Genomic DNA, 21743 nt, shown 5'->3' on the forward strand with positions numbered 1-21743 from the left:
CTCCTTTTGAAGTAAGACTGCTTATTTATCGAGATCGATAATTTCAAAATCTTGTGTCACTGACTTTTCAAATGTGTCTATCTCTTCTCTTAACCACTGGGCAAATAGTTGTGCTTTTGGTCGCTTCAAGTAACCCTTTGGTGCACATAGGTAGTACGCAAATCTAGGTTTTATCGCGATGTCGCCAATACGAACCAGTTTACCCGTCCGAAAATATTGATACGCCAAGCTGTGTTTGACGAGCGCTACGCCTTGCAGTGATAACGCGGCTTCCAACACTAAGTGCGAGCCACTGTATTTTAAAGCGGGCTTTGCCGCTGAGTGTCCAAGTCTTGCTAACCACATGTTCCAGTCGAGATCGGGCCAAACGTCTTCGATGAGCTCTGCTTTGCTCAAATCTTCGATGCTATAGATGCCATGTTCCTTCTGATACATCGGATGACATGCTGGGTAAAAGGCTTCGTCCATCAGCCACTGCGATTCTAAATTTGGGTATTTTCCTAATCCGTAGCGAACGCACAAATCTATCTGACTATCTTGAAAAGAGACAAGATCATTTGTGGGCTCTAGTAATAGGGCAATATCAGGATGACGTTGACGAAAGGCGGTGATTTTAGGCACCAACCAATGGTGGGCAAAGGAGGGCAGTGTTGATATTGAAAGGTGGTTCGGGTTTGGATCCTGGTTGACAAGACGTACGCCTTGCTGCAAATGGGCAAACCCTCTTTCTGCCTGAGTAAATAGCAGTTCCCCTTCTGGCGTCAGCACAATTTTTCTGTGTTGACGAACAAACAAGTCCGTCCCTAAAAACTCCTCAAGCTGACGAACTTGTTGGCTGATGGCTGCGGGGGTAACAAATAGATTCTTGGCTGCGGTTTTAAAACTGCCTTCCTTTGCTGCGATGAAAAAATAGTACAAGCCCTGTAATGGTGGCATCCGATCTTTCACATTAGCTTTCCTTAACTCAATGGCAGATTCTATCGTTTGAGGATATCAGCGTAGTCTCCGATTATTAACTGGTCAATATTGTAATAGGAAGCCGAAACATGGAAAACGTGACGCAAACTTGTGAACAAGTGATCCCAGTCAGTCGTCAGACTTGGTTACAGTTAATTTATTCTAAACTGGTAGTTTGGCGAAGGAACTATCGGACGCGCCGACACTTGAGGGACTTACCTGAACATTTGTGGGATGACATCGGATTAGAAGCGAATGAGATTCGTGATGAAGTCAGCAAACCATTTTGGAGAGAGTAGTTTGAAGCAAGAATAAAGAGCACTCCCCAATGGCTTTGAGGAGTGCTTTGCTTGGTTACAAGTCTTCTTCCCACAAGACTAATTCATCTTTCGGCCAGTTGTGGCCAAGCTCGTGGTATTTCTGTTCCAATACATGGCGTTTGATTTTGAGTGTTGGTGTCAACACACCATTTTCAATACTCCATGGCTCTTTGATCATCAATACGCCTTTGATTTGCTCATGAGAGGCCAATTCTTGATTCATGCGCGCAATGACTTTTCTTGTCGTACGAGCATAACGCTCTTTGTCGAAATGAGGAAAATCATGCGGCACTACGAGAAGAATAGGGCCAGGTAAACCTAAGCCAATCAGGCACATCATTTCTACACGGCTGTACTCGAAGAGTTTTTTCTCAATCGGTACTGGAGAGACAAATTTGCCCTTGGCGGTTTTGAACGTGTCTTTTTTGCGACCTTGAATGGTGAGGTAGCCATCTTTATCAATTGCGCCAATGTCGCCGGTGTGCAGCCAACCGTCTGAATCAAAAGATTCTTGAGTTGCGATGTCATTCTTGTAGTAGCCAGAGAACAATCCTTTACCGCGCACCATGATTTCGCTGTCATCGGCAATTTTTAACTCAATGCCGGGGCCTGCGTTACCCACGGTACCAATTTTATCTGCCCTAAATGGGTAGTTTATGGTGCTGTAAGCGAAGGATTCCGTCATCCCCCATGCTTCGGTGATGTTTAGGCCAACGCTGTGGTACCAATCTAATAGTGCGGGTGATACCGGAGCAGAACCACACCCCAAAACTCGCGCTTGATCTAACCCCAGCCCTTCGGCGAGCTTTTTCTTAATCAGCGAATTTACGAACGGTATTTTCAGTAAGAAATTCAATTTTTTCTGTGGAAGTTTGTCTTGAATGCGTTGCTGGAACAGAGTCCATAATCTCGGTACAGAAATGAACAAGGTTGGGCGGTGCATTTTCACGTCTTCGATAAAAGTATCGAGCGACTCTGGGAAAGCCGTTGGTACGCCACCCATGATGGATGAACCAAAAATATAAACGCGTTCAGTAATATGTGCCAATGGTAGGTAGGAAAAGAGTCGGTCGTTAGCTTGAATGCCGATGTGGTTGATCAGCTGTTGTACCGACCAACTAAACGCTCCGTAAGTCAGCATTGCGCCTTTTGGCAAACCTGATGTGCCGGAGGTATACACCAATGACATCAACTTATCGTCGTAGTGTTGTGGACGCTCTTCACTTGGCTCGGCATCCGCAATCAATGCGTTGAACTGGTATTGGCATTGTGGTGCTGAATCATACGGCAGCGCGATGCTGATAAGCTCGGGCATGGCATCAATGACTTGCTGAGTTGCTGCTGGGTCATCAAGCTTCCCCCCGATCAGCGCCTTACTTTCACTGTGAGTTACACAGTATTCAATCGTGTCGGCCCCTGCGGTAGGGAAAATAGGTACGCTTACGTAATCCCCTAGCATCATGGCCAAATCGCAGATAAACCACTCTGCGCAGTTTTTCGATACCAGTGAGACTTTATCGCCTGGCTGAATACCTAGCCCACGTAGTGCGCTGACGAGCTTGAGAGCCTGATCGGCGACTTCTGCGTAAGTAAACTCGACAAACTGTCGGTTAATGATTTGTTTTAGGTAGACCTCATTCGGGCGCTCCGCTGCCCATTTAAGAATCATTTCATTTGGTGGTGGGAGAGCGCAACCAGCAGTGCTATTTATTTTCGGCTGATTCATGTTTGGTGACTCCATGTCTTCTCGTTGTATTTATAATTGTTAATGTATTGTTAACTTTAGCATGTTGAATTACGACACGGGAACGCATTTTGATGAATTCTGTGGAGATCATAGCGATTTGCAATTGACTATTTTTTCTTCATCTCTAGTTGATGTCAAAGATAAGCGATTTATTTTAAAAACATTATTGCGAAATCTGAGAATCTATTCTAATCATTTAAATGAGTAGTTTAATGTTGAATCACGATTCGGATACTTGTTGGAAGTGTTCTCATTATTGGCTCTACTATGAAAAGTAAGAGGCTCCTCTTTAAGGTGCAGCCCAAGTTTGCTTGGATTAGATCATTAGAAAAAGGAAAATGTGATGTTAAGGAAGAGTTTGTTAGGGAGTTCTCTTTGTAGCTTATTTTTAGTTGGTCAAGCGTACTGTGCCGAGGGCGATGATATACCTCAGAGAGCACAAACAGTTGGTGATGTTATTGAGCGTCCAGGGGTCTTAACTCCCAAAGGGAAGTGGTCGTTTGATTCGTCTCTAAGTTATACGCAGAACTCTTCAAATAAAGTTTCTGTTGTTGGGTATACGGTGTTGCCAACGTTGATCGTTGGTCGCATCGAGGTTAGTGATTCGGATAGAACCACGGTAACAGTTGGATTAACCGCGCGTTATGGTTTAACAAATGCTACAGAATTAGAGATTCGAGTACCATACGTTTATCGTAATGATCAAGTTTCTACAAGACCTATTCAAGATGGATCTAATAGCAATGTGGTCAATACTACGGTAGATGGTGGCGGTCTAGGGGATTTAGAGTTTGCTTTGAGACACCAGTTTAACTTTGAATCTGCACCATACTGGGTTGGTGGTTTGAGAATAAAGTCAGACACAGGCCGCTCACCTTATGATGTGTCCATTGAAGATGGTAGCAACTCATTTAGTGATGTACCTACTGGCTCTGGTTTTTGGAGCTTTGAACCAAATTTGTCTCTTATTCATCCTGTTGATCCTGCAGTTTTGTTTGCTAGCATCAGTTACATCTACAACTTAGAGGATACTGTTAAGGTTGGTGACACAAAAGCTGATGTTGAACTAGGAGACACTATTTCTCTTTCGGGAGGGATGGGATTTGCTGTAAACCCTGATCTTTCCTTCTCATTAGGACTGAGTCATAAAACTATCTTGAAAAGCAAGGTGAATGGAAGCTCAGCAGATGATGCAAAATTGCTTCAACTAGATGCACTTACTTTTGGAATAAATTATGCGTTTAGCCAAAGATCGTCTATCAATATCAGTGCGCAGGCTGGGCTAACTGAAGATACTCCTGACTTTCAATTGACGGTTAGAGTACCGTTCAATTTATGATACTTAATTTCTGATAGCGTTTATGTATGTCGATCTAATTGAAGTACCATCGATGCACTTTTTACGTCAGGTTTACTAAGGTCTCATGTTGACCTTAATTTAGAGCATTTAATTTACAAAAACTAAGCATGTTAAATTGAGTTAGTGGTTATTTCTTCTTTAACGTTTAATCTACGATTTGAAAAAGTACTTATATTAGAAAAATTAATTAGGAACTGATGTGTCATATTTTTTAAAGTTATAAAATATATGACATAATAAGTAGTAGTCTCGGTTTATAGGCTAAATAACATTTTTATTGCAAATGATTCAATAAAGCATCTTCGAGTTGTTGGTTTGCTTTGATTTCCCGTATTACCCCATTTACTTGAGCATCAATGTCTACGAGCGTGCTGAGTCCAATAATACTGTTATCTTTCGTGTTTTGAATAATATTGATAATGCTTGAATTTATAAAGTCTGAACTTATTATATTAGGATTTTGAGACGAAGGCATTTTTGGTGAATCTATAGAATCATCTCCAATAATATTTCCTTCACCAAATTGTATGATGTTAACAATACCCTGGTTGAAAACATCTCCACTTTGATTTTTACTATTTGCGCTAATGTTTTTTAAATTACCATTTTCAATTACTAAGTTGGCAATATTTGTGTTCAAAATATCATCGCCATTTATAGTCGTAGTAATGCTTAACCCAATATTAATAATATACTCGTCCGTAATTTGGAAACCACCTCGATATTCTTCTAAAGATGAATTTGAAAGAGGAGTAAGCTCTTGTAGGCCAACATCTTTAGCATCCACATTAAAATGAGGTATTAGCATACAAAGCACTAACAAAAATTTATTGTAGTTCATAATGCAGGCCTTTCAGGTTGTTAGATTCTTAAAGTTATTTAAAATACTGTTAGATTAATTTTCACCGGAAACTGGTAGAGTAATGCTAAATACCCCCAAGGAATCTCTAGACACGCCTGTTTCTAATGGTGATCTTTGATATACGGTGAAATTATCATTGGTTATAAAGCTAGACCGTCCCATTTCCGCTTCGTTACGGACCAGTAACACAATTCCTTGGTAATATTTTTCAAACTCATCCAGTTTCATTATCATGGTTCCTCTAGAAGGGTCTCCTAGAATAACTGAGTGATTGTTTATACCTCTGATTACAACAAAATGCATATACCCATCGAAATTAACGAGAGTAATCCCAGGGACACCGACTTCTTTAATTTTCTCCAGTCCTACTTGAAAACCGTCAGAACGTAACCCTATGGAATCCAAGTAAAACTTCATTTCCAACAAAGAAAAACCTTTCTCTTTGATTTTTTCTTTATCACCTTTTTCAAACATGCTTTTGAAGATATCTTGTTCAGATGACTCTGTTGCATAATGAAAAGTGAGAAGAGAAGCCAGGGCGGCAGAGCCACAGCTGAAGTCATACTGTTGGCGAAAAACATCACCAAACACTATTTCTTTGTAGCTTTTAACAGGAACAGAGTAATGTGCTCGGTAAGGTAGCAGTTCTAATGAAATGGCTGATGCTGAATAAACGAGCATCAGCCAAATTAAGTTATTTAATACTTTCATATTGTTTACTTGAGTGTCAGGTTAACGACGGTAGAGTTCTGGATTAAAACGTTGTTTCCGCTGTTCTGAATTACGTTGGATATACCCGAACTGTCTGCGAACGCTCCACTTGATAGTATATTGTTACCACTCACGGTGTTTGACGCGACATTATCTGACGAAATACCATTGATATCTGATTCTGCATAAACCAAGTCGAGTTCAATATTTTGTCCACCTCTTGATTCATTCATGATATCCCAGCTAACTTCTCCGCCAGATAATGCAATGTCATCAGCGAGTGCAGTGCAGGCAACTATCATACTCAAAGTACAGATTGCCAAACGCATCGCTTTCTCCTACTAGTCGGTTACTCACCCCCAGTAAACACACTTGCATTAGTTGTAACAGATTGTTGTACAAGTGAATTTGAACCAGCATTCTGACCAACGGTAGTAATACCAGCAGCACCACCAAGACCACCAAGGGTGTTAATGTTTTCAACTCGAACTCGAGTATCATCCGCGTTAGTTGCATAAATAACTGATGCACCTGTAACACCACCCATTAGGCTTGAGCTCGCAACAACCATATCTGTATCCATATGGACTTGATTGAAGCTATCAACATTTGTTGAGCTCGAGTCACTTTGATAGTTACTATTGTCGTTAAAGCTGTTCGAGTTTGTTGTGCTTGAATCAGCGTAGCTACGGTTATCACTCTGGTTACGGTTGTCGCTTTGATTACGATTATCGCTGTTATCATTAAAGCTACCGTTGACGCTAGAGTCACTGTTGTCGTTGTGGCTTCTATTTGTATTGATACTTGAATCACTACTATCGCTAGTTAAGCTCACATCAAGATCAGCACTGGTACTATTATCGTTGTGGCTTTGAGCGGTGTTCATGCTCGAGTTTGAATTGTCGCTGTTGTCATTAAAGCTGTCATCAACGCCAAGAGTTGCACTGTTGTCAGTATCGCTGTTATCGTTAAAGCTATCACCGATACCCAGTGAAGCACTGTTGTCACTGTTGTCGTTAAAGCTATCGCCAACACCCAATGAAGCACTGTTGTCACTGTTGTCGTTAAAGCTGCCTGATAAACCGATAGCAGTATTGGCGCTGTCAGTCCATTGCATATTATCGTTGCCATCATCGATCTCATTCGCGATTAGAGAGCCACTAAATAAAATTGCTGACATTGCTAAAGCAAGCCCTGTTTTGTTTAGAGTCATAACGATTACTCCATTTCCTATATATTCCTGATTAAAAATGACTGCACTTAACTTCTTGCTGCTTCCTTCAAATGTTGTGGGAAGCGATGAAATTATAAGAGAGGATCAGTGAAAGCTGTTCTCATTATTGAGAATGACACAGACTGGAAGGGAGTATTTAGGTGCATCTCTTTAAGGTATTAAGGAAAAAAATAACATAATCAGAATGTTATTTTTTGTATTTACTTTAAGTATTCATCAAGTATGAAATGAAGCCAATATAAAGAAGTAGTTCGTTCTATTGCACTGAGCGGAGCAGTCATCCATTTTTTATAAATGGCATTTTATCCAATTATTATCTTTATTATTTAATATTATAAATCATGTCCTTATGCTAGCACAGGTTGAAAAGTATGGATAAAAATATAATAGGTTCATACTTTTTAAGTCTTTTTCGGTGCTGAAATGCAATGCGATATCATTCTGAAGTGCTATATTTTCTACTTAAAATGAAGATAAATTCTCTTTGCTATCCCCAATTTATTTTTAAACGGGGGTTGGTGAAACAGGTAAGTTAATGTGGTGGGACTATGGAAAAGAAGCACTTGATACTACTAGCTGAGAGTAATTTGCAAAGTAACTTAATAAAAAAACAGCTGTCTTCCATTCATGATGTCGATGTAAAAATAATGCAACCAGATGAAGTGGTGTTCAGAAGTCACTCACTCAGTATCGATTTGATGTTTATTGATTACGATTTTATGCGTCAGCTTGAAATGCAAGGAAAGTTACCAGATTTTGATCTATTTGGGTGGTCCTTTATGCTCCACAACGTCCCTTGTGAAAAAGTACAAACGGACTTACTGCATTGGAAGTTGTTAAAAGGAATTTTGCTCCGAAGCGCATCAGTGACACATATATGTGATGGCGCGGAATACGTACTGAAAGGTGGGTTGTGGCTGCCAAGAATGTACTTAGAGAAGTTAGTCCTCAATTATCGGCATGCAAATTTGTCCGAAGAACAGCAGCATGATGAGTTAACATGCAGAGAGAAGCAGATTTTAGAGCTACTTGTGTACGGCATTTCAAATCAACAAATTGCTTCAAGGCTTTTTTTATCTGAAAGTACAGTGAAAAGCCATATATACAAGTTGTACAAAAAACTCGATGTCCATTCTCGTCATGATGCGGTTAAGTTGGTACGAATGAACAATGGCTTAACCGCAAAAAGTTAAGTTGTAAAGCATACAACCCATTGATTAATGATGTTTTTGATTTAAGGGTTGACGTATCAGACAGGCATATCGTAGAGGTGATAAGGTCACATCCGCAACATTGGTGAGAAAAGGTTTAGGATATCTCAGGGTTCTGCTCGATATTGATAACTTAGAATGCATAGCACTCGCATTTTGAGAACATTTTGGTTTGATAATTAATTTCAAGGATATGCGTCAAGATAAAATGTATATAAACGCATGACTTTTGCAACATAAAGGCGCGTTTCGGGAATTGGTAATTTCTGTGTGAGTTCAAAATATAGCGCTTCTTCACTCATTTTATTCACATTGCGTGAAAACATGAGTAACGAGTTAGTCCTGCTAAGCGTTTGCATTACGCGAGATAAACCACAATTATAGGCAGAAATCACGACAAGCCGCCGCTTTGTGTCGGACGTTATCGCTTGCAAATGAACATTGTTTAGAATGTGCAAATAAGCACTTCCTATATCTATGTTTACCTCGGGCCGATATAATCTCTCGCTCTCTACCTGATGTTCATCGTGGTATTTTTGTGCTACTTCTAACGCTGCACCTTGAGGCATTATTTGCATTAACCCAATGGCGCCTTTATCAGAGCGTGCTTTAGGATTAAACGCACTTTCAGCGTCAATAATGGCAAATATTAGCGCAGGTTCGATTTGCCACTTTTCTGCCGCTTGAGACACTAATGGAACGTATTCCCAAGCAGAAAGGAGTCTTCGTGAAAATTTTGGAGCGCGATTCTCTAGTATTTTTGCCTGGCCTTTTCCTTTAAGCTCAACCATCTGAGTAGCTGATAGAGACGGGGGAAGGGGAGGGAGAGTTTTACTTTCAAGAAAACTGTGTTGTTGCTTCTGGATTTCATCATGATCCAGTGTGGTTATTTTTGCTTGGGTAAATAGCGCGCAGCTAAGTAGCGTTATAGTCATGGATAAACGTCGTCGCCATTGTATGAGCTTGTTTAGCCTTGATAGGGGGAGTTTACTCCCATTTAAAACCATGTCTCATTACCTTACGTTTTTGTCCACCAATAACCAAATATTGAGATCTTGTTGGCTTATTGCTAAACGTGAGGGATGTTCCCTTTTAGCCTGTCATGCAACCATTGATTGTATTTACTGTACTCCGTATGAAGTGGCCAAATCAAAGAAGCGTATATTTGCTTGCTAAATAGACCAGTCTCATTGGGATATAGGGTCAGAATCTCAGCATATGGATTCTGTTCAAGAGCGTGCTGTGGTACAAAAGCAATGCCTTTTTGCGCGATACAAAGCTCAATCATTAATCTAATATCATCAAGCACCCAAACTAGATTATTGGCTACATTCGATAAATTTAGGATGTATTCGTGACCATCTAATAATAGTAGGCGAGATTTGTACGGTTTCGATACTTTGAGTTGTTGGGGATGTGTGACCCAATGACAATGTACGCAAAATAGCTCATCAATATTAAAGTTACGAGTAGTTCGGTGGTAAGGGTTGCCAATTGCTATGTCGATTTCATGTCTATCAATACAATCGACGAGCATGTGGCTAGGCATTGTTACAATGGTGAGCGCGAGCTCAGGAAAAGTATCGCACAAGGCAATCAAGGTCGATCTTACCTTAGGGCTAAAGACTAAAGGGTCAACTCCCAAACGTAAGCGCAATGATTGGCAATGCATTAATGACTCGGCGACGTGGTTCAAATCTCGGTATTTATTGACTAGAGGTGATACTAGTTGGTAGAGTTTTTTCCCCTGCTCCGTGAGCCCAATCTGTTGCGATTCGCGGTCAATCAAACGATAGCCAAGCATCCCTTCAAGGCTTTTAACTGCACCGCTTACGGTCGATTGTGATTTGCCCAACTTCCTCGCTCCTGCACTGAATGAGCCACACGTTACCACTGCATGAAAAGAGATTAGATTGTCGAATGCTAGTTTCATCTTGTTTCTCCTGTATCTATTGTAAGCGTAATGGATATTATTCTAATCGAATAATTTCTGGTTTTTTTTGTGATCAATACCTTTTTTTATGTCATAGATATGTGACCTTTTTTTCTATTGCTTAACATGATTTGGTTCAAAGTGACCTTATTGTCACTATATATTTATGATATTTAATATTTTTAGATATTCGTGGAATAAAAATAGTGAATTTCTATCGGTTTTACCGATGTGTCTTATTTATGAAACGGTAGCCTTCGAGCTAAGCTCATAGAGAAATACAATTTTATGCACACAAGGAAGAGGGTAACACCATGATTACTAAACTTTATGTAACCGCAAGCAACTACCTAAACAACCTAAGAAATGACGAGCGTGGCGTGACCGCGATTGAATATGGTCTTATAGCTATTGCTATGGCAACCATGTTGGCTTTAGTTTTTTACAACACTGGCAGCTTAGTTGATGAGCTTAAAATTGGCTTCGATAAAATCACTTCAGCGCTAAATTCAGCTAATAACTAGCCGCGACTGTAAACCAATATTAGTTAACCCTGTGTTACTGATTTATGTCCTACTGGCTCTGCTCTGTGCGATGGTATCGTTTTCTGACCTTCGCCATCGCACGATAAAGAATCATCACGTAGGCATGATTGCGCTCTTGGCAATCGTTATTGGCAGTGCGGACTATACACTCGACAGCTCTTGGATACTGGGTATTTGTTGGTCTGCGCTGCTTGTTCTTCACATTCTTAATGTAATGGGAGGGGGAGATGTAAAACTCATTGCAGCCTTTTCTTTGGCACTTCCAACCCCTTTTTTGCTGCCCGCTTTAATGCTTGTAGCTGTGTTTGGGGGCGTACTTACCACATTTTACTTGTGTAAACGTTGGTGGATAACTAAGAAAAGCGCGCAAGAGCATGTACAAATCGGCCTCCCTTACGGCGTTGCAATTTGCTGTGGCTTTTTCACAGCACTTCTATTGAATTCAGCCGTTTAATCGGTGGGAGGAGCGTATGCGATCTCGTATCGGGTTAGTGTTGGCACTGTTAGCACTGGTGATAGGTGGTTACGGGCTGTTTAGCCAAATGTCGACCCAAGCACCACAACAGGAAACCGTGGCCCAAGATAATAACTCTAATCAACCTCAAGTGCACTACGTTCAGGTATGGCGCGCCAAACACGATCTCACACGTGGCAGTGCCATCGGAATAGAAGACGTAGAAAGAGAGCAAATGCAGCTCGACATGGCATTGGAAGAGGGGATCAATAGCGATATTCAACTCGATTTTTCACCTTCTACGCTACTTATCAATGATGTGCCTCAAGGCAAAATTGTGTTTGCCGAATACCAAGTGGATGAGAGTGACCCAAGGCATATTGATGTGCTCATTACTGCAGGTAAGGAGCCGTATTCACTTTTGGTCAGTACACGTAACTTAGTCAAAGGTTATATTCGTCCTGGGGTGTATGTGGATGTGCTGTCAGTCGGTTCACCTCAAGAAAATCTTTCCGACGAGCGCAGGACGAGTATCGATTTTAACGGTGTGAGTGCGCGCCACATCTTACGTAACGTCAAAGTGCTCAGTGTGGGTAATTCCAAAGAGCCTGTGGACTCGCCTGTTAAATCCAACGTCAGCAGTGATGATGAAAAGCAGATCGTCATCGTGGTCGAAGTGGAGCCCAGTGATATCGCTAAATTATCCATTGCGCAAAAAACCATGTATCTCGAAGTATACAGAACACATCAATATCAAGAGCCAGTGTTCGCAGAAGTGCGTGACGTGATAGGAAATTACAGCGGTGTTGCCGAGTTAAGAGGCTCATCTCGACAATCAGCACAAGGAGAAGAGCTGTGATGGTAGGAATAATTAGAAACACTTGGCAATTTGGGTTGAGTGCATTGCTCTGCGTGTTGTTTAGCGCATCCCTGTGTGCTGCAGAGCAATACATTACCGTGGGGGATGGTCAGCACATCGCGGTAGAGGAAGCTATCTCTACCATTTTTATCAGCGATCCAGAAGTCGTGGATTACAACGTCGTAAATGAAAATACAGTAGTTGTGTTTGCCAAGTCTGTCGGGCAGGCACGGCTTATCGTTTACGGTAATTCGAAAAAAGTGCTGCTCTCGCAGAGGATCATCGTTGATGTGGATCTCTCGCTCGTGCGTCGTCAAATCAAGCTGATGTATCCAGATCTAAATGTCAAAGTCGAGTCGGTGGGTCAGCAAGTTGCAGTAAGCGGTATCGTCGATTCTGAGCAACAACGTGATGATATCTATCGCATGGTGGCGACACTACTGGGGCGTAAGAAGGTAGAGAAATGGGAAGATACCGACATTATTGAGTTTAAGGGCGATGGGTTTGATGTACAGGAACCTCAAAGCATGATCTTTGCTCGTAACATGACGTGGGAAGGCATTTTGGAGTTGCTAGAAGTTGCCACGGATCAGCAAGTTAACGTTAAGATCTCTGTAGCACAAGTGACTGAAAGTTTCTCGAAAACTGTAGGTGTTGATTGGTCTTCTGTTGGAGCTGATGTGGGGGAGTTCTTATTCCAACAATTTGATGCCGCAGATTTAACAACATTGATTACAGCACTCGGAAATGAAAACGTAGCGCAAATTTTGGCTGAACCCAATCTTACTGTGATTTCTGGTGAGTCAGCAAGCTTTTTAGTTGGAGGTGAAGTACCAATTGTCGTTAGTACTAATAGTAACATCAACATCACCTTTAGAGAGTTTGGTATTAAGCTTGATCTCACTGCCAAGGTGCTGCATGAAGACAAAATCCGTATGCGCTTGATCCCGGAAGTTAGTGAAGTGGAAAGATACATTCGTGCTGCAGGTATAGAAGTACCGCAGTTTGCTACTCGACGAGCCATGACCACCATTGAGCTAGGTGATGGCGACAGCTTTGTCTTGGGGGGCTTAATGAGCAGTGCCGATCTTGAAGAGTTACAGAAAACCCCTCTACTGGGTGATGTGCCTATCTTGGGAGCGGCATTTCGGAAAGCATCCACAGACCGACGCCATACAGAGTTGATCATTGTTGCCACAGTCAATCTTGTTAAGCCAATAAAGAATAAAGAGATTCAACTTCCATACATCAGAAAAACCTCAACTCTGCACCGTTGGTTTAACGTGGATACTAATGACGTTGGCAATAAAGGCAATGACCCCACCATCAAATTGCTTTCTCAGGGAGGATTCATCCAATGAGACGAACATTAATGACATTGTTAGGTATCATTCTACTCACTGGCTGTGCAGAGCGTTACTTTTCGGGCTCTGGCGTAGAGGCCCTAATTTACCCAGAAACGCATGTGTATCAATTAACGATAAAATCGGTATCGGAATCTGCAGAGCAGCTCGGAGACATCATCGACAAAGTCAGTGAGATCGATTCCGGAGGCCATTATTTATTGGAATATCGCAACAGCAAAGGGAAAAAAGTGGTACAGCATACCCTGAAAACGAGAGCTACATTACCTTTGCGTGCGGACTCGTTCGAACTAAAGCCTAATAGCACTATAGATAGCGATCTGCTACTGACAGTTACTTACCATGCCATGATGACACAAGCGTGTAAACCGGCAGAAATTGAACGCGCTAACCCAAGCCGAAATTGCTTTTCTGAAGTGGCTAGGATGAAGCAAGTCTCTCACAAGGAACGCATCGTGGAGGGGTTATAATGTTTGATTTAGGAAAATCTCTTAATCAAAGCAAACCAGCGGTCTTAGAAGGTAGTCATGGCCCTGTAGGTTGTGTTCTGCTCCATCAAAGCGACGAATGTGTTGCCTTGGTAAAAGAAATGTTTGAGTTTGAAGGTTGGGCAGCACCAACCTGCATCAAGCAGAGTGCGGTGCCGAAAAACTTTTATTCAGAGCAAAGCGGAAATATGGTCATTTTGGAGCTTTCTGAATCGCAGGATATTGTTACTGATGCGCAAAGGTTGACTAACCAAATGCCGACTCACAAAGGTATTGTAGTGATAGGTACGGAAGATTCGATCAGTGTATTACGTCAGTTAAAGGATGTCGGGTTTTACTACCTGTTTTGGCCAATCAATAAGCATGAGTTTGCAGATTTCATTATGAACGTACACCGCAATTTACAAACCTATACTGGGGTGAGTAAGCAGCGTCGGGCAAAGCGTGTGGCTGTTGTTGGTAGTAAAGGCGGAATTGGAACCTCTTTCATCGCGACCGAGATCAGCTCTAAATTGGCATCGAACGATATCGATAATATTCTTGTCGACCACCAGTACAACAACAGCAACATTGATGTGTTACTGGCGTTAGACGACTTTAAACCACGTTCGATAGACGAGTATGCCGTTCCAATACATGAACTTGATACAGAAGGTGCCAACAGCTATCTAACGAAAATACGTAAAAACTTGCGCTTACTGTCGTTAGGCAGTGATCGATCTCAAGCAGAGGTTTTTAATTACAGTCAGGCATTGTGTGAGTTACTCAGTCGTAATACCAATTTCATCATTGAGGACTTCTCTGGCAGTATTGATTTTCACGTCGAACCCCATATGTTGATAGAAAACTACGATGTGGTCGTCGTGATTTTTGAGCCTTCCATTTCATCGATTCGGAATGCTCGAACCCTACTCGAACAGCTAGAAAATAAGCAGCTCTCGATGAGCAAACGGATTCGTATTATTACATTGGCCAATCATCACCGACCAGAGAACAACTTTGTCATTGAGCAAAAAGAGCTAAAACGATACTTAGGTTCGGAGGTGAATCTTAATATGGCCTACTGTCGTTCATTGTCGCATCTATTGCTCGAAGGCAAACGCGCTCACAAACACGATCGCAGTATTAGCCATACTATTGATGATCTCACACGTCTTATTAACGGGCAGCCAGCTCAGCACACTGGCGGTTTTCTCGCTAGGTTGGGGGTCAAATGAGTTCTAATAAAGAGGTTTATTCAGCGTTTAGAGCACAGATCTTCGAGGCACTTGATGTCGAAGCGATACAATCTCTTGCGCGCCCTGAGATCGAGGGGCAAATTCGCAATGCGGTAGATGTGTTAGCGACTAACTTTGATCGCCCCGTGACTAGTATGATGAAAGCAAGCCTTGTGAAAAGCATGCTAGATGAGTTGTTCGGTCTCGGTCCAATCCAGCCGTTGGTGGATGATAAAGCGATCACTGACATCATGGTCAATGGGCCGAATAATGTTTTTTATGAAAAACATGGAAAACTAGAAAAATCGGACATTACGTTTATCGACGAAGATCAAGTACGTACGATAGCCAAGCAAATTGCCGCGCGCGTTGGACGTCGTGTGGATGAGCTCTCTCCCACAGTGGATGCCCGTCTTAGTGATGGTAGCCGGGTTAATGTAGTGATTCCGCCGATAGCGTTAGATGGCACCGCCATCTCTATTCGTAAATTCCGTGAGCAAAATATAGGCTTAGAGGAGTTGGTCGAGTTTGGTTCTATGTCCATGGACATGGCAAGGCTCTTGTCTATCGCGTCTCGCTGCAGGATGAACATCTTGATCTCTGGGGGGACTGGGTCCGGTAAAACTACACTACTCAATTCGCTCTCTCAATATATTGGTGAAGATGAGCGCATTGTAACCATTGAGGATGCCGCAGAGCTGCGCCTACAGCAACCGAACTTGGTACGCATGGAAACCCGAGCTGAGAGCATTGAACATACAGGGCTAGTGACGCAACGGGATCTTGTGATCAACGCGCTACGTATGCGACCTGACCGTATCATCCTTGGTGAGTGTCGTGGCTCAGAGGCGTTCGAGATGTTGCAAGCGATGAATACAGGCCATGAAGGTTCCATGTCTACTTTGCACGCAAACTCACCACGAGATGCGATATCTCGTGTCGAATCGATGGTGATGATGGCGAATTTAAACCAACCGTTAGACGCTATTCGTCGTGCTATTGTCAGCGCTATTGAATTGGTGGTGCAAGTTAGCCGCTTGCGTGATGGTTCGCGAAAAATCACGAGCATATCAGAAATCATTGGACTAGAAGGTGATAGCGTGGTGATGGAGGAGATCTTTCGCTTCCAATATGAAGAAGTTGGGTATGGTGAAGCAGTCCGAGGCCGCTTTATTACTGAAGGCTTAATGCAACGCTCCGAGTTGGTGAAAAAAGCCCACTTTTATGGTCTCTATGACGAGCTAATGAAAGCGTTTCAAGGAGAAAGAAAATGATCTTATGGATATCTTTCATACTATTTTGTGTCGCGATTTTGTTCTTATTGAGTGGCAAAAAGAGCAAAGTAGAAAACTATTTCCCAGAAGTGGAGGTGGAGGAAGATATCATTACCGCAATTAACCTTAATGTGTTAATCGAACAAAAGCCGTGGCAACGTTTTAAAAACATGGTATCACCGGCAATAAAAGTGCTCGGACCCAGAGCATATGTGATCATTTTTATTTTCTTGTGTCTCTCGGCTTATATCAGTTATTACGTCGTGTATCAGTTACTGAATGTTGATTCGCGCTTGATGTCGTTTCTCATTTTTACTTTTTCAGTATTTTGGGGATATTTCTGGCTGCAAAATCGACGTCGTTTAGATTTTGAGAAAAAATTCCCCGATGCGTTGAATATTTTAATGAGTGCGGTGACCGCCGGTGAAAGTTTAATGCATGCCTTTTCGTTTGTAGGCGAGAATATGGATGGCGAAGTTGGACGTGAATTTAGGGAAATGGGTGAGCGACTTAAATTGGGAGAAAACCCAGAGAAAGTATTATTGCGCTCGTGCAAAGCATTCCCTTACCCTGAGTACGTTTTTTTTACTATTACGGTACGTGCCAACCTGAACCGAGGAGGACAGTTAAAACATGTATTAGCGCGTTTAATTCGAATTTTAGTTGATGCAAGAACACTAGAATCGAAAAAAATGGCAATGACGTCAGAGGCAAGAATTTCAGCCAAAGTGGTTGCAGCGATTCCTTTGGTGTTCGCTATCATTATTAGTCAAATTAATCCCGACCATATTGAATTTGTGCTCAATGACCCACGTGGACAATTAGTATTGTATTATGTTGTCGGTAGTGAGTTGATCGGTCTGTTTATTGTTTGGCTTCTGGTAAAAGGAGTTAGGCGATGATTTTAGCAATAAGTGTGTTTTTAATTGTTTGCGCGCTGACTTTTGTCTTTTATGACTATTACTCGACACGCAAGCGTGAAATCGCACTAAATAAATATTTAAAACACCAATCCAAAAAAATGAAAAAGCAAAAAATGGAAACGTTTATCGTTGCATTTGGGGAGAGTGGTAAAAAAGACTTAGAACAAAAATTGTTAAACGCGGGTTATTACAATAAGCAGCTAGCGAAGTACTACTTTCCTTTTAAAGCTTTTCTCTTTGTGGTGGCATCATTAGTCATTTTCTTTATTGATGTGGCCATTAATAGCAAAATCATTTTGCTCCTCATCGCAGCGGTAACCATTATTGTGTTACCTGACTTTTTACTCGAGTTACGCCGACGTTGGCTTGTGCGTAAAATTTCAAAAAACCTTCCCTACGTGCTCGATATTATGTCGGTGTGTGTGCAAACGGGTATGACCATTGAGGCATCTTTTGCTTATTTGGCCAAAGAGCTAAAAATCTTCGATAAAGATCTGTGCTATCAAATCAATAAGACGTCCGAGTCAGGGAAAGTACACGGGATTGAAAAAGCCTTGCATGATCTGTCGCTGCGCTTGCCTGCACCAGAGATCAATAGTTTTGTGCTTACCATTATCCAAAACTTACATTATGGCGCCTCTGTTGCTGGTGTATTAAGTGACTTGGCAGAAGACATGCGCCGAATTCACTTACTCGAAGTAGAAGAGCGAATGGGGAAACTATCAGCCAAAATGAGTGTGCCTCTTATTTTGCTGATCATGTTTCCAATCGTTATTTTTATCCTCGCTCCGGGTTTCTTGCAAATCGATTTCTCGACACTTTCAGGGAGTGGGTAATGAAAAAAATCGCATTGATGGCTTTAACACTTTTTTCTCTCATGGGGTGCAGCTCGACGGCGTACAACGAAGAAAGTACTGTTGAAAGCATGAAACGTGTACAAAATCATGCAGGCCTTATTGAGCATTACAAAGCACGCTTAGAACAAAAATCCAACGATGTACAAGTGATGCAGGATCTCGCTTTTGCTTATCTGGCAAAAGAGGATGTGGAGTCTGCAAAATTTTATGTTCAGCACTTATCTGAATTAGGAGTTGAAAATGCGCGACTTGCACAGCTAGGTGGGCAAGTTCATAGCCTCGAAGGCGAAGATGCATTAGCGTTGGAACAGTACCAACGTTCCATCGCTATGGGTAATAGTAGCGGAGAAATTCAGGTACTAACCGGCATTGCGTATAGTAACTTGGGTGAGTTCTCTTTGGCTATACGGGCTTTTAATCAAGCTCGCCTGAAGGGGTTTAATGATGTAGCCATTAAGAATAATCTCGCTGTGGTCTATTTAGCTCAGCAGCAATATCATGACGTAATCGCGCTGCTTGCCCCTGTTTATCAGGAGAACCAAAGCAATGAAAAAGTACGTTCAAACTTAGCCATTGCCCTTTTCAAGGTAGGAGAAGTATCGCAAGCCAAAGAGTTACTTGAGGGCACTTTTTCTGATACGCAAGTTGCGCAAATATCCAAAACGCTTCATCGATAAAAAGCGATAACGATAAAAAACGAAATGTATTAAAAAGTTACATCATTGAAATATGGCATGGGATACAGCGAAAGCCACAAAAGTGACACCGATAATTAGGGTGGACAATATGAAACGATTATTGACTCAATTTCAAAGAAATGTAGCCGCTAAATCTCGATCTAAGAGTAAGTCATCATCAAGGCGTTCACGGAAAAAAATACAAGGGGTTACGGCTGTAGAGTTTGCGCTCGGTGCATTGGTGCTAGCGATTTCACTGCTGATGTTGTTTGAGATGGGACTACGTATTTATACAATGAGTGTGGTTGAGTATGCCTTAAGAGAGACGGTGCGAAATACTAAGATATTTGAGGGTGGGAGTAACTATAGCAGCTATAATAATACATTGAGAGCAGCGTTAAATGAGAGCGGAACACTTTGGTCTGCGCTGACTCCAGCGGACAATTTTAGTATTTCGGGTAAGTACTACTTAACCTATCCGGATCTGATCGCAGATAGCAGCTTTTCAGATGCGGAAATGATGGAAGATGATTTGGGCTATCAGATTGCTGAGATTACGTTAACGTACAATTACCGTCCGGTTTTGAATGTGTTTTCTAGTGCCACTGTGCCTATTGTCAGAAGCACTTTGATCAATTTAGAGCACGAGGGTTGGGAGGAATAACCATGAAATTGCGTTCCCGACAAAAAGGCTCCTTCGCCATTGAGCTTTTCTTTGTGCTTATAGCGATCGTCACCATTTTTTATTTTATGACTGATCTGAGCGATAAATTGATGACAAGAGCAAAACTTGATCGCAGTAGTTTTGCCTTAGTAAACATACTAAAAGAGCGCTCTCGGTATTACGATGAAAGAGTGAATTTAAATGCAATTGATACCTCCCACATGCAAATTTTGGCAGCGCGTTTGCTCGGTACTAGCCCCGATAGTATCGCTATTAAGATAGAAGCATTGCACAATAAAACCGTTTGGGAGCAGTTTGTAAGTACGGAATACGAGAACTTAGGCTGTAATGCTGTAGCGTTGAATGAAAAAGCTTATCTTGTCCCAGTTGAAAATAGCGTCGTCTTTCCTCTCTACCAAGTAACGCTGTGCCAAAAGGAAACGTCTTGGTTCGCGACGCTTTGGGGGAATAGCGGCGGGTCCACAATGACAATCTCATCCAGTTCTGTTGTGGTGGGGAGGTAACAATGGGTTTCATGAATAAGCCACAGTCTTGTCGCTCAACGTATTTTAGTAAAGCTACAGGTCGAGTCCTACTGGCAAGACGGTCCATGCGTCACCAAAAAGGGGTTGCCGCCATTTGGTTTGCAATTAGCCTTGTCCCTGTACTTGGTATCACGTTTTTTGCCGTAGAGGGCACTCGTTATATTCACGAGACAAGTCGTTTACGTGATGCTGCACAAAGTGCGGCGTTGGCGATTACGATTGACGATAAAGCAAACCAAGCGGACGCCTTAGCTACTCGATATATTCAAGATTATGTGCGGGATATTTCCCATGTCGATATTACTACGCTCAGAACATACCAAGAGCCGGATGAGGACGCTGGAGTCTTAGAAAAAATTCAATATTCAGTACAAGTGACCACAACCCATAATTCTTGGTTTGCCAGTAATTTGATCCCCTCATTTAAAGCGCAGGAGAAACTGGCAGGACAAGCCGTTGCAGCGAAGTATCCGTACTATTTGGGTGACAAAATCATTGACTTGGTTTTAGTGAGTGACTTTTCGGGCTCAATGAATTGGAAGTGGCAAGGTAAAGTCAAAATCAACTTACTAAAAGGAGCCGTTGAGCAGATATCTGACCGTATTTTAGTCCCGAGAACCGGTGAAACCGAGGTGCTCAATCGGGTGGCGATTGTGCCGTTTAACTTGAGGGTACAAGAGAAAATGCAGGGCTCTCTTTTTTCAAGTAGTCAAGTCAGATACAGAAACGATGTGAGAACAAATGTCTCATCGGTAACCTATGAACAAGTGGACTGGTCAGCTTGGGCTAGTTCCTCTGAGAGAGATGTAGAGCGTTGTGCCGCTTGGAGGAGTTGGTGGTGTAATAGCCAGCAAAAAGAACAAGCACGACGAGTTCTCGACGTATTAGATCAAAATGGCAGCAGCAACTATCTGGAGGTGCCGGTTTACATTGATTACGCTACATCGGTGAATGATATGTTTAACGATAAGGTGTCGGATCCGAACTTTAATTTCCATTTTGATTCCAACAACAACAACCTTTATAGAGATAGCTTAACAAGCCCTGGCAAGAATGGCTTTTATACTATTCCGCTTACTGCGGACAAAAGTAAACTTGCAGAAATGCAAGGAATGCGAGCCGGAGGTGGTACGGCTGCTTATCAAGGTTTATTGCGTGGTTTTCAAGCCATGGATAAAGGGCGTCCCGCCAGTGGAAGTACTGAGGATGAGATTGAACAATATAACGAGCGGCTGAAAATGCTGATCGTGATCAGCGATGGTGAGGAAGACCCATTTGGAAATATTTTGCCAAACCTTGTTGAACAAGGCATGTGCGATAAAGCGCGAGCGCACTTTGAATCAGCGAAGGGCTACTTATACATTGGCGTAATTGGGGTGGATTTTCAGGCATCGGCACAAAGCGGCTTCCAAGATTGCGTGCTGAACCCAGACGAAGACATTATTGATGTAACAGAAACGGAAGATTTTATTAAAAAAATCGAAGAATTAATTCAAAAAGGATCTCGTGGTACTGGTGAATCGAGACTATATGGGTGAAAG

Annotated in this window: 24 protein-coding genes; 16 read left to right on the forward strand and 8 right to left on the reverse strand. The window is 42.1% G+C overall.

Annotated features, from left to right (window positions below):
• Nucleotides 1-21: 21 nt before the first annotated feature.
• The gene (locus UF05_RS03890) at nt 22-948 is read right to left on the reverse strand and encodes a LysR substrate-binding domain-containing protein (protein WP_045545321.1); all 927 of its coding nucleotides are present in this window, start codon (nt 946-948) and stop codon (nt 22-24) included.
• 98 nt (nt 949-1046) lie between these two features.
• Here UF05_RS03890 and UF05_RS03895 point away from each other — a divergent pair, with 98 nt between their 5' ends.
• The gene (locus UF05_RS03895) at nt 1047-1256 is read left to right on the forward strand and encodes a DUF1127 domain-containing protein (protein ID WP_005494095.1); all 210 of its coding nucleotides are present in this window, start codon (nt 1047-1049) and stop codon (nt 1254-1256) included.
• A 55-nt stretch (nt 1257-1311) separates the two neighbouring features.
• Here UF05_RS03895 and UF05_RS03900 read toward each other — a convergent pair whose 3' ends face one another.
• On the reverse strand, nt 1312-3003 hold the full coding sequence (locus tag UF05_RS03900; RefSeq protein WP_045545361.1) for an AMP-binding protein: 1692 nt from the start codon (nt 3001-3003) through the stop codon (nt 1312-1314).
• 364 nt (nt 3004-3367) lie between these two features.
• Here UF05_RS03900 and UF05_RS03905 point away from each other — a divergent pair, with 364 nt between their 5' ends.
• Nucleotides 3368-4363, forward strand: coding sequence for a transporter (locus UF05_RS03905; protein WP_045545320.1), 996 nt, complete (start codon nt 3368-3370; stop codon nt 4361-4363).
• 295 nt (nt 4364-4658) lie between these two features.
• On the opposite strand, the gene UF05_RS03910 is transcribed toward UF05_RS03905, so the two are convergent.
• Genes UF05_RS03910 through UF05_RS03925 form a run of 4 tightly spaced genes read right to left on the reverse strand, consistent with a single transcriptional unit; the run spans nt 4659 to nt 7170 of the window.
• A complete protein-coding gene (locus UF05_RS03910; protein ID WP_045545319.1) occupies nt 4659-5225 on the reverse strand; it encodes a hypothetical protein in 567 nt (188 codons plus the stop codon).
• A 54-nt stretch (nt 5226-5279) separates the two neighbouring features.
• Nucleotides 5280-5957, reverse strand: coding sequence for a C39 family peptidase (locus tag UF05_RS03915; RefSeq protein ID WP_045545318.1), 678 nt, complete (start codon nt 5955-5957; stop codon nt 5280-5282).
• Nucleotides 5958-5962: 5 nt separating this feature from the next.
• Nucleotides 5963-6286, reverse strand: a complete 324-nt coding sequence (locus tag UF05_RS03920) for a hypothetical protein (protein ID WP_045545317.1) — start codon at nt 6284-6286, stop codon at nt 5963-5965.
• Between the two features lie 20 nt (nt 6287-6306).
• Nucleotides 6307-7170 carry a hypothetical protein gene (locus UF05_RS03925; protein WP_023624281.1) on the reverse strand — a complete coding sequence of 288 codons (864 nt, stop codon included), beginning with the start codon at nt 7168-7170 and terminating at the stop codon, nt 6307-6309.
• 569 nt (nt 7171-7739) lie between these two features.
• Between UF05_RS03925 and UF05_RS03930 the strand changes: the two genes are divergently transcribed.
• Nucleotides 7740-8384, forward strand: coding sequence for a helix-turn-helix transcriptional regulator (locus tag UF05_RS03930; protein WP_045545316.1), 645 nt, complete (start codon nt 7740-7742; stop codon nt 8382-8384).
• Between the two features lie 203 nt (nt 8385-8587).
• Here UF05_RS03930 and UF05_RS03935 read toward each other — a convergent pair whose 3' ends face one another.
• Together UF05_RS03935 and UF05_RS03940 are read right to left on the reverse strand one after the other, a co-directional pair.
• A complete protein-coding gene (locus UF05_RS03935; protein WP_045545360.1) occupies nt 8588-9337 on the reverse strand; it encodes a transglycosylase SLT domain-containing protein in 750 nt (249 codons plus the stop codon).
• 134 nt (nt 9338-9471) lie between these two features.
• The gene (locus UF05_RS03940; protein ID WP_045545315.1) at nt 9472-10335 is read right to left on the reverse strand and encodes a LysR family transcriptional regulator; all 864 of its coding nucleotides are present in this window, start codon (nt 10333-10335) and stop codon (nt 9472-9474) included.
• 314 nt (nt 10336-10649) lie between these two features.
• Here UF05_RS03940 and UF05_RS03945 point away from each other — a divergent pair, with 314 nt between their 5' ends.
• The 13 genes from UF05_RS03945 (at nt 10650) to UF05_RS04005 (ending at nt 21740) form a co-directional block, all read left to right on the forward strand.
• Nucleotides 10650-10859 carry a Flp family type IVb pilin gene (locus tag UF05_RS03945; RefSeq protein ID WP_045545314.1) on the forward strand — a complete coding sequence of 70 codons (210 nt, stop codon included), beginning with the start codon at nt 10650-10652 and terminating at the stop codon, nt 10857-10859.
• 31 nt (nt 10860-10890) lie between these two features.
• Entirely contained in the window at nt 10891-11334 is a 444-nt protein-coding gene (locus tag UF05_RS03950) for an A24 family peptidase (protein ID WP_045545313.1), read from the forward strand.
• Nucleotides 11335-11350: 16 nt separating this feature from the next.
• Complete coding sequence (gene cpaB / locus UF05_RS03955; protein WP_045545312.1) at nt 11351-12193, forward strand: Flp pilus assembly protein CpaB; 843 nt, start codon at nt 11351-11353, stop codon at nt 12191-12193.
• A complete protein-coding gene (locus tag UF05_RS03960; RefSeq protein WP_045545311.1) occupies nt 12193-13554 on the forward strand; it encodes a type II and III secretion system protein family protein in 1362 nt (453 codons plus the stop codon). Before cpaB ends, UF05_RS03960 begins: the two co-directional genes overlap by 1 nt.
• Nucleotides 13551-14027 carry a hypothetical protein gene (locus tag UF05_RS03965; RefSeq protein WP_045545310.1) on the forward strand — a complete coding sequence of 159 codons (477 nt, stop codon included), beginning with the start codon at nt 13551-13553 and terminating at the stop codon, nt 14025-14027. Before UF05_RS03960 ends, UF05_RS03965 begins: the two co-directional genes overlap by 4 nt.
• The gene (locus tag UF05_RS03970) at nt 14027-15262 is read left to right on the forward strand and encodes an AAA family ATPase (RefSeq protein WP_045545309.1); all 1236 of its coding nucleotides are present in this window, start codon (nt 14027-14029) and stop codon (nt 15260-15262) included. Before UF05_RS03965 ends, UF05_RS03970 begins: the two co-directional genes overlap by 1 nt.
• Nucleotides 15259-16536 carry a CpaF family protein gene (locus UF05_RS03975; protein ID WP_045545308.1) on the forward strand — a complete coding sequence of 426 codons (1278 nt, stop codon included), beginning with the start codon at nt 15259-15261 and terminating at the stop codon, nt 16534-16536. Before UF05_RS03970 ends, UF05_RS03975 begins: the two co-directional genes overlap by 4 nt.
• The gene (locus UF05_RS03980; protein WP_048852209.1) at nt 16536-17438 is read left to right on the forward strand and encodes a type II secretion system F family protein; all 903 of its coding nucleotides are present in this window, start codon (nt 16536-16538) and stop codon (nt 17436-17438) included. Before UF05_RS03975 ends, UF05_RS03980 begins: the two co-directional genes overlap by 1 nt.
• A complete protein-coding gene (locus UF05_RS03985; protein ID WP_045545306.1) occupies nt 17435-18295 on the forward strand; it encodes a type II secretion system F family protein in 861 nt (286 codons plus the stop codon). The genes UF05_RS03980 and UF05_RS03985 overlap by 4 nt, the downstream gene beginning before the upstream one ends.
• Nucleotides 18295-18993, forward strand: a complete 699-nt coding sequence (locus UF05_RS03990; protein WP_045545305.1) for a tetratricopeptide repeat protein — start codon at nt 18295-18297, stop codon at nt 18991-18993. The genes UF05_RS03985 and UF05_RS03990 overlap by 1 nt, the downstream gene beginning before the upstream one ends.
• Before the next feature lie 109 nt (nt 18994-19102).
• Nucleotides 19103-19657 carry a TadE family protein gene (locus UF05_RS03995; protein WP_082063947.1) on the forward strand — a complete coding sequence of 185 codons (555 nt, stop codon included), beginning with the start codon at nt 19103-19105 and terminating at the stop codon, nt 19655-19657.
• Between the two features lie 2 nt (nt 19658-19659).
• Nucleotides 19660-20181 (forward strand): tight adherence pilus pseudopilin TadF, encoded by a 522-nt coding sequence (gene tadF, locus UF05_RS04000; protein ID WP_045545304.1) that lies wholly within the window; start codon nt 19660-19662, stop codon nt 20179-20181.
• A gap of 86 nt (nt 20182-20267) precedes the next feature.
• Nucleotides 20268-21740, forward strand: a complete 1473-nt coding sequence (locus tag UF05_RS04005) for a pilus assembly protein (protein WP_045545358.1) — start codon at nt 20268-20270, stop codon at nt 21738-21740.
• Nucleotides 21741-21743 lie beyond the last annotated feature (3 nt).

Source organism: Vibrio sp. S457-15, assembly GCF_000960545.1.
Classification (GTDB): domain Bacteria; phylum Pseudomonadota; class Gammaproteobacteria; order Enterobacterales; family Vibrionaceae; genus Vibrio; species Vibrio parahaemolyticus.

What these genes read in the sequence shown, in the direction of transcription:
- UF05_RS03895 (WP_005494095.1), top strand. Translation starts at nt 1,047, where the DNA reads ATGGAAAACGTGACGCAAACTTGTGAACAAGTGATCCCAGTCAGTCGT.
- UF05_RS03900 (WP_045545361.1), bottom strand. Translation starts at nt 3,003, where the DNA reads ATGAATCAGCCGAAAATAAATAGCACTGCTGGTTGCGCTCTCCCACCA.
- UF05_RS03905 (WP_045545320.1), top strand. Translation starts at nt 3,368, where the DNA reads ATGTTAAGGAAGAGTTTGTTAGGGAGTTCTCTTTGTAGCTTATTTTTA.
- UF05_RS03910 (WP_045545319.1), bottom strand. Translation starts at nt 5,225, where the DNA reads ATGAACTACAATAAATTTTTGTTAGTGCTTTGTATGCTAATACCTCAT.
- UF05_RS03915 (WP_045545318.1), bottom strand. Translation starts at nt 5,957, where the DNA reads ATGAAAGTATTAAATAACTTAATTTGGCTGATGCTCGTTTATTCAGCA.
- UF05_RS03920 (WP_045545317.1), bottom strand. Translation starts at nt 6,286, where the DNA reads ATGCGTTTGGCAATCTGTACTTTGAGTATGATAGTTGCCTGCACTGCA.
- UF05_RS03925 (WP_023624281.1), bottom strand. Translation starts at nt 7,170, where the DNA reads ATGACTCTAAACAAAACAGGGCTTGCTTTAGCAATGTCAGCAATTTTA.
- UF05_RS03930 (WP_045545316.1), top strand. Translation starts at nt 7,740, where the DNA reads ATGGAAAAGAAGCACTTGATACTACTAGCTGAGAGTAATTTGCAAAGT.
- UF05_RS03935 (WP_045545360.1), bottom strand. Translation starts at nt 9,337, where the DNA reads ATGACTATAACGCTACTTAGCTGCGCGCTATTTACCCAAGCAAAAATA.
- UF05_RS03940 (WP_045545315.1), bottom strand. Translation starts at nt 10,335, where the DNA reads ATGAAACTAGCATTCGACAATCTAATCTCTTTTCATGCAGTGGTAACG.
- UF05_RS03945 (WP_045545314.1), top strand. Translation starts at nt 10,650, where the DNA reads ATGATTACTAAACTTTATGTAACCGCAAGCAACTACCTAAACAACCTA.
- cpaB (WP_045545312.1), top strand. Translation starts at nt 11,351, where the DNA reads ATGCGATCTCGTATCGGGTTAGTGTTGGCACTGTTAGCACTGGTGATA.
- UF05_RS03960 (WP_045545311.1), top strand. Translation starts at nt 12,193, where the DNA reads ATGGTAGGAATAATTAGAAACACTTGGCAATTTGGGTTGAGTGCATTG.
- UF05_RS03965 (WP_045545310.1), top strand. Translation starts at nt 13,551, where the DNA reads ATGAGACGAACATTAATGACATTGTTAGGTATCATTCTACTCACTGGC.
- UF05_RS03970 (WP_045545309.1), top strand. Translation starts at nt 14,027, where the DNA reads ATGTTTGATTTAGGAAAATCTCTTAATCAAAGCAAACCAGCGGTCTTA.
- UF05_RS03975 (WP_045545308.1), top strand. Translation starts at nt 15,259, where the DNA reads ATGAGTTCTAATAAAGAGGTTTATTCAGCGTTTAGAGCACAGATCTTC.
- UF05_RS03985 (WP_045545306.1), top strand. Translation starts at nt 17,435, where the DNA reads ATGATTTTAGCAATAAGTGTGTTTTTAATTGTTTGCGCGCTGACTTTT.
- UF05_RS03990 (WP_045545305.1), top strand. Translation starts at nt 18,295, where the DNA reads ATGAAAAAAATCGCATTGATGGCTTTAACACTTTTTTCTCTCATGGGG.
- UF05_RS03995 (WP_082063947.1), top strand. Translation starts at nt 19,103, where the DNA reads ATGAAACGATTATTGACTCAATTTCAAAGAAATGTAGCCGCTAAATCT.
- tadF (WP_045545304.1), top strand. Translation starts at nt 19,660, where the DNA reads ATGAAATTGCGTTCCCGACAAAAAGGCTCCTTCGCCATTGAGCTTTTC.
- UF05_RS04005 (WP_045545358.1), top strand. Translation starts at nt 20,268, where the DNA reads ATGCGTCACCAAAAAGGGGTTGCCGCCATTTGGTTTGCAATTAGCCTT.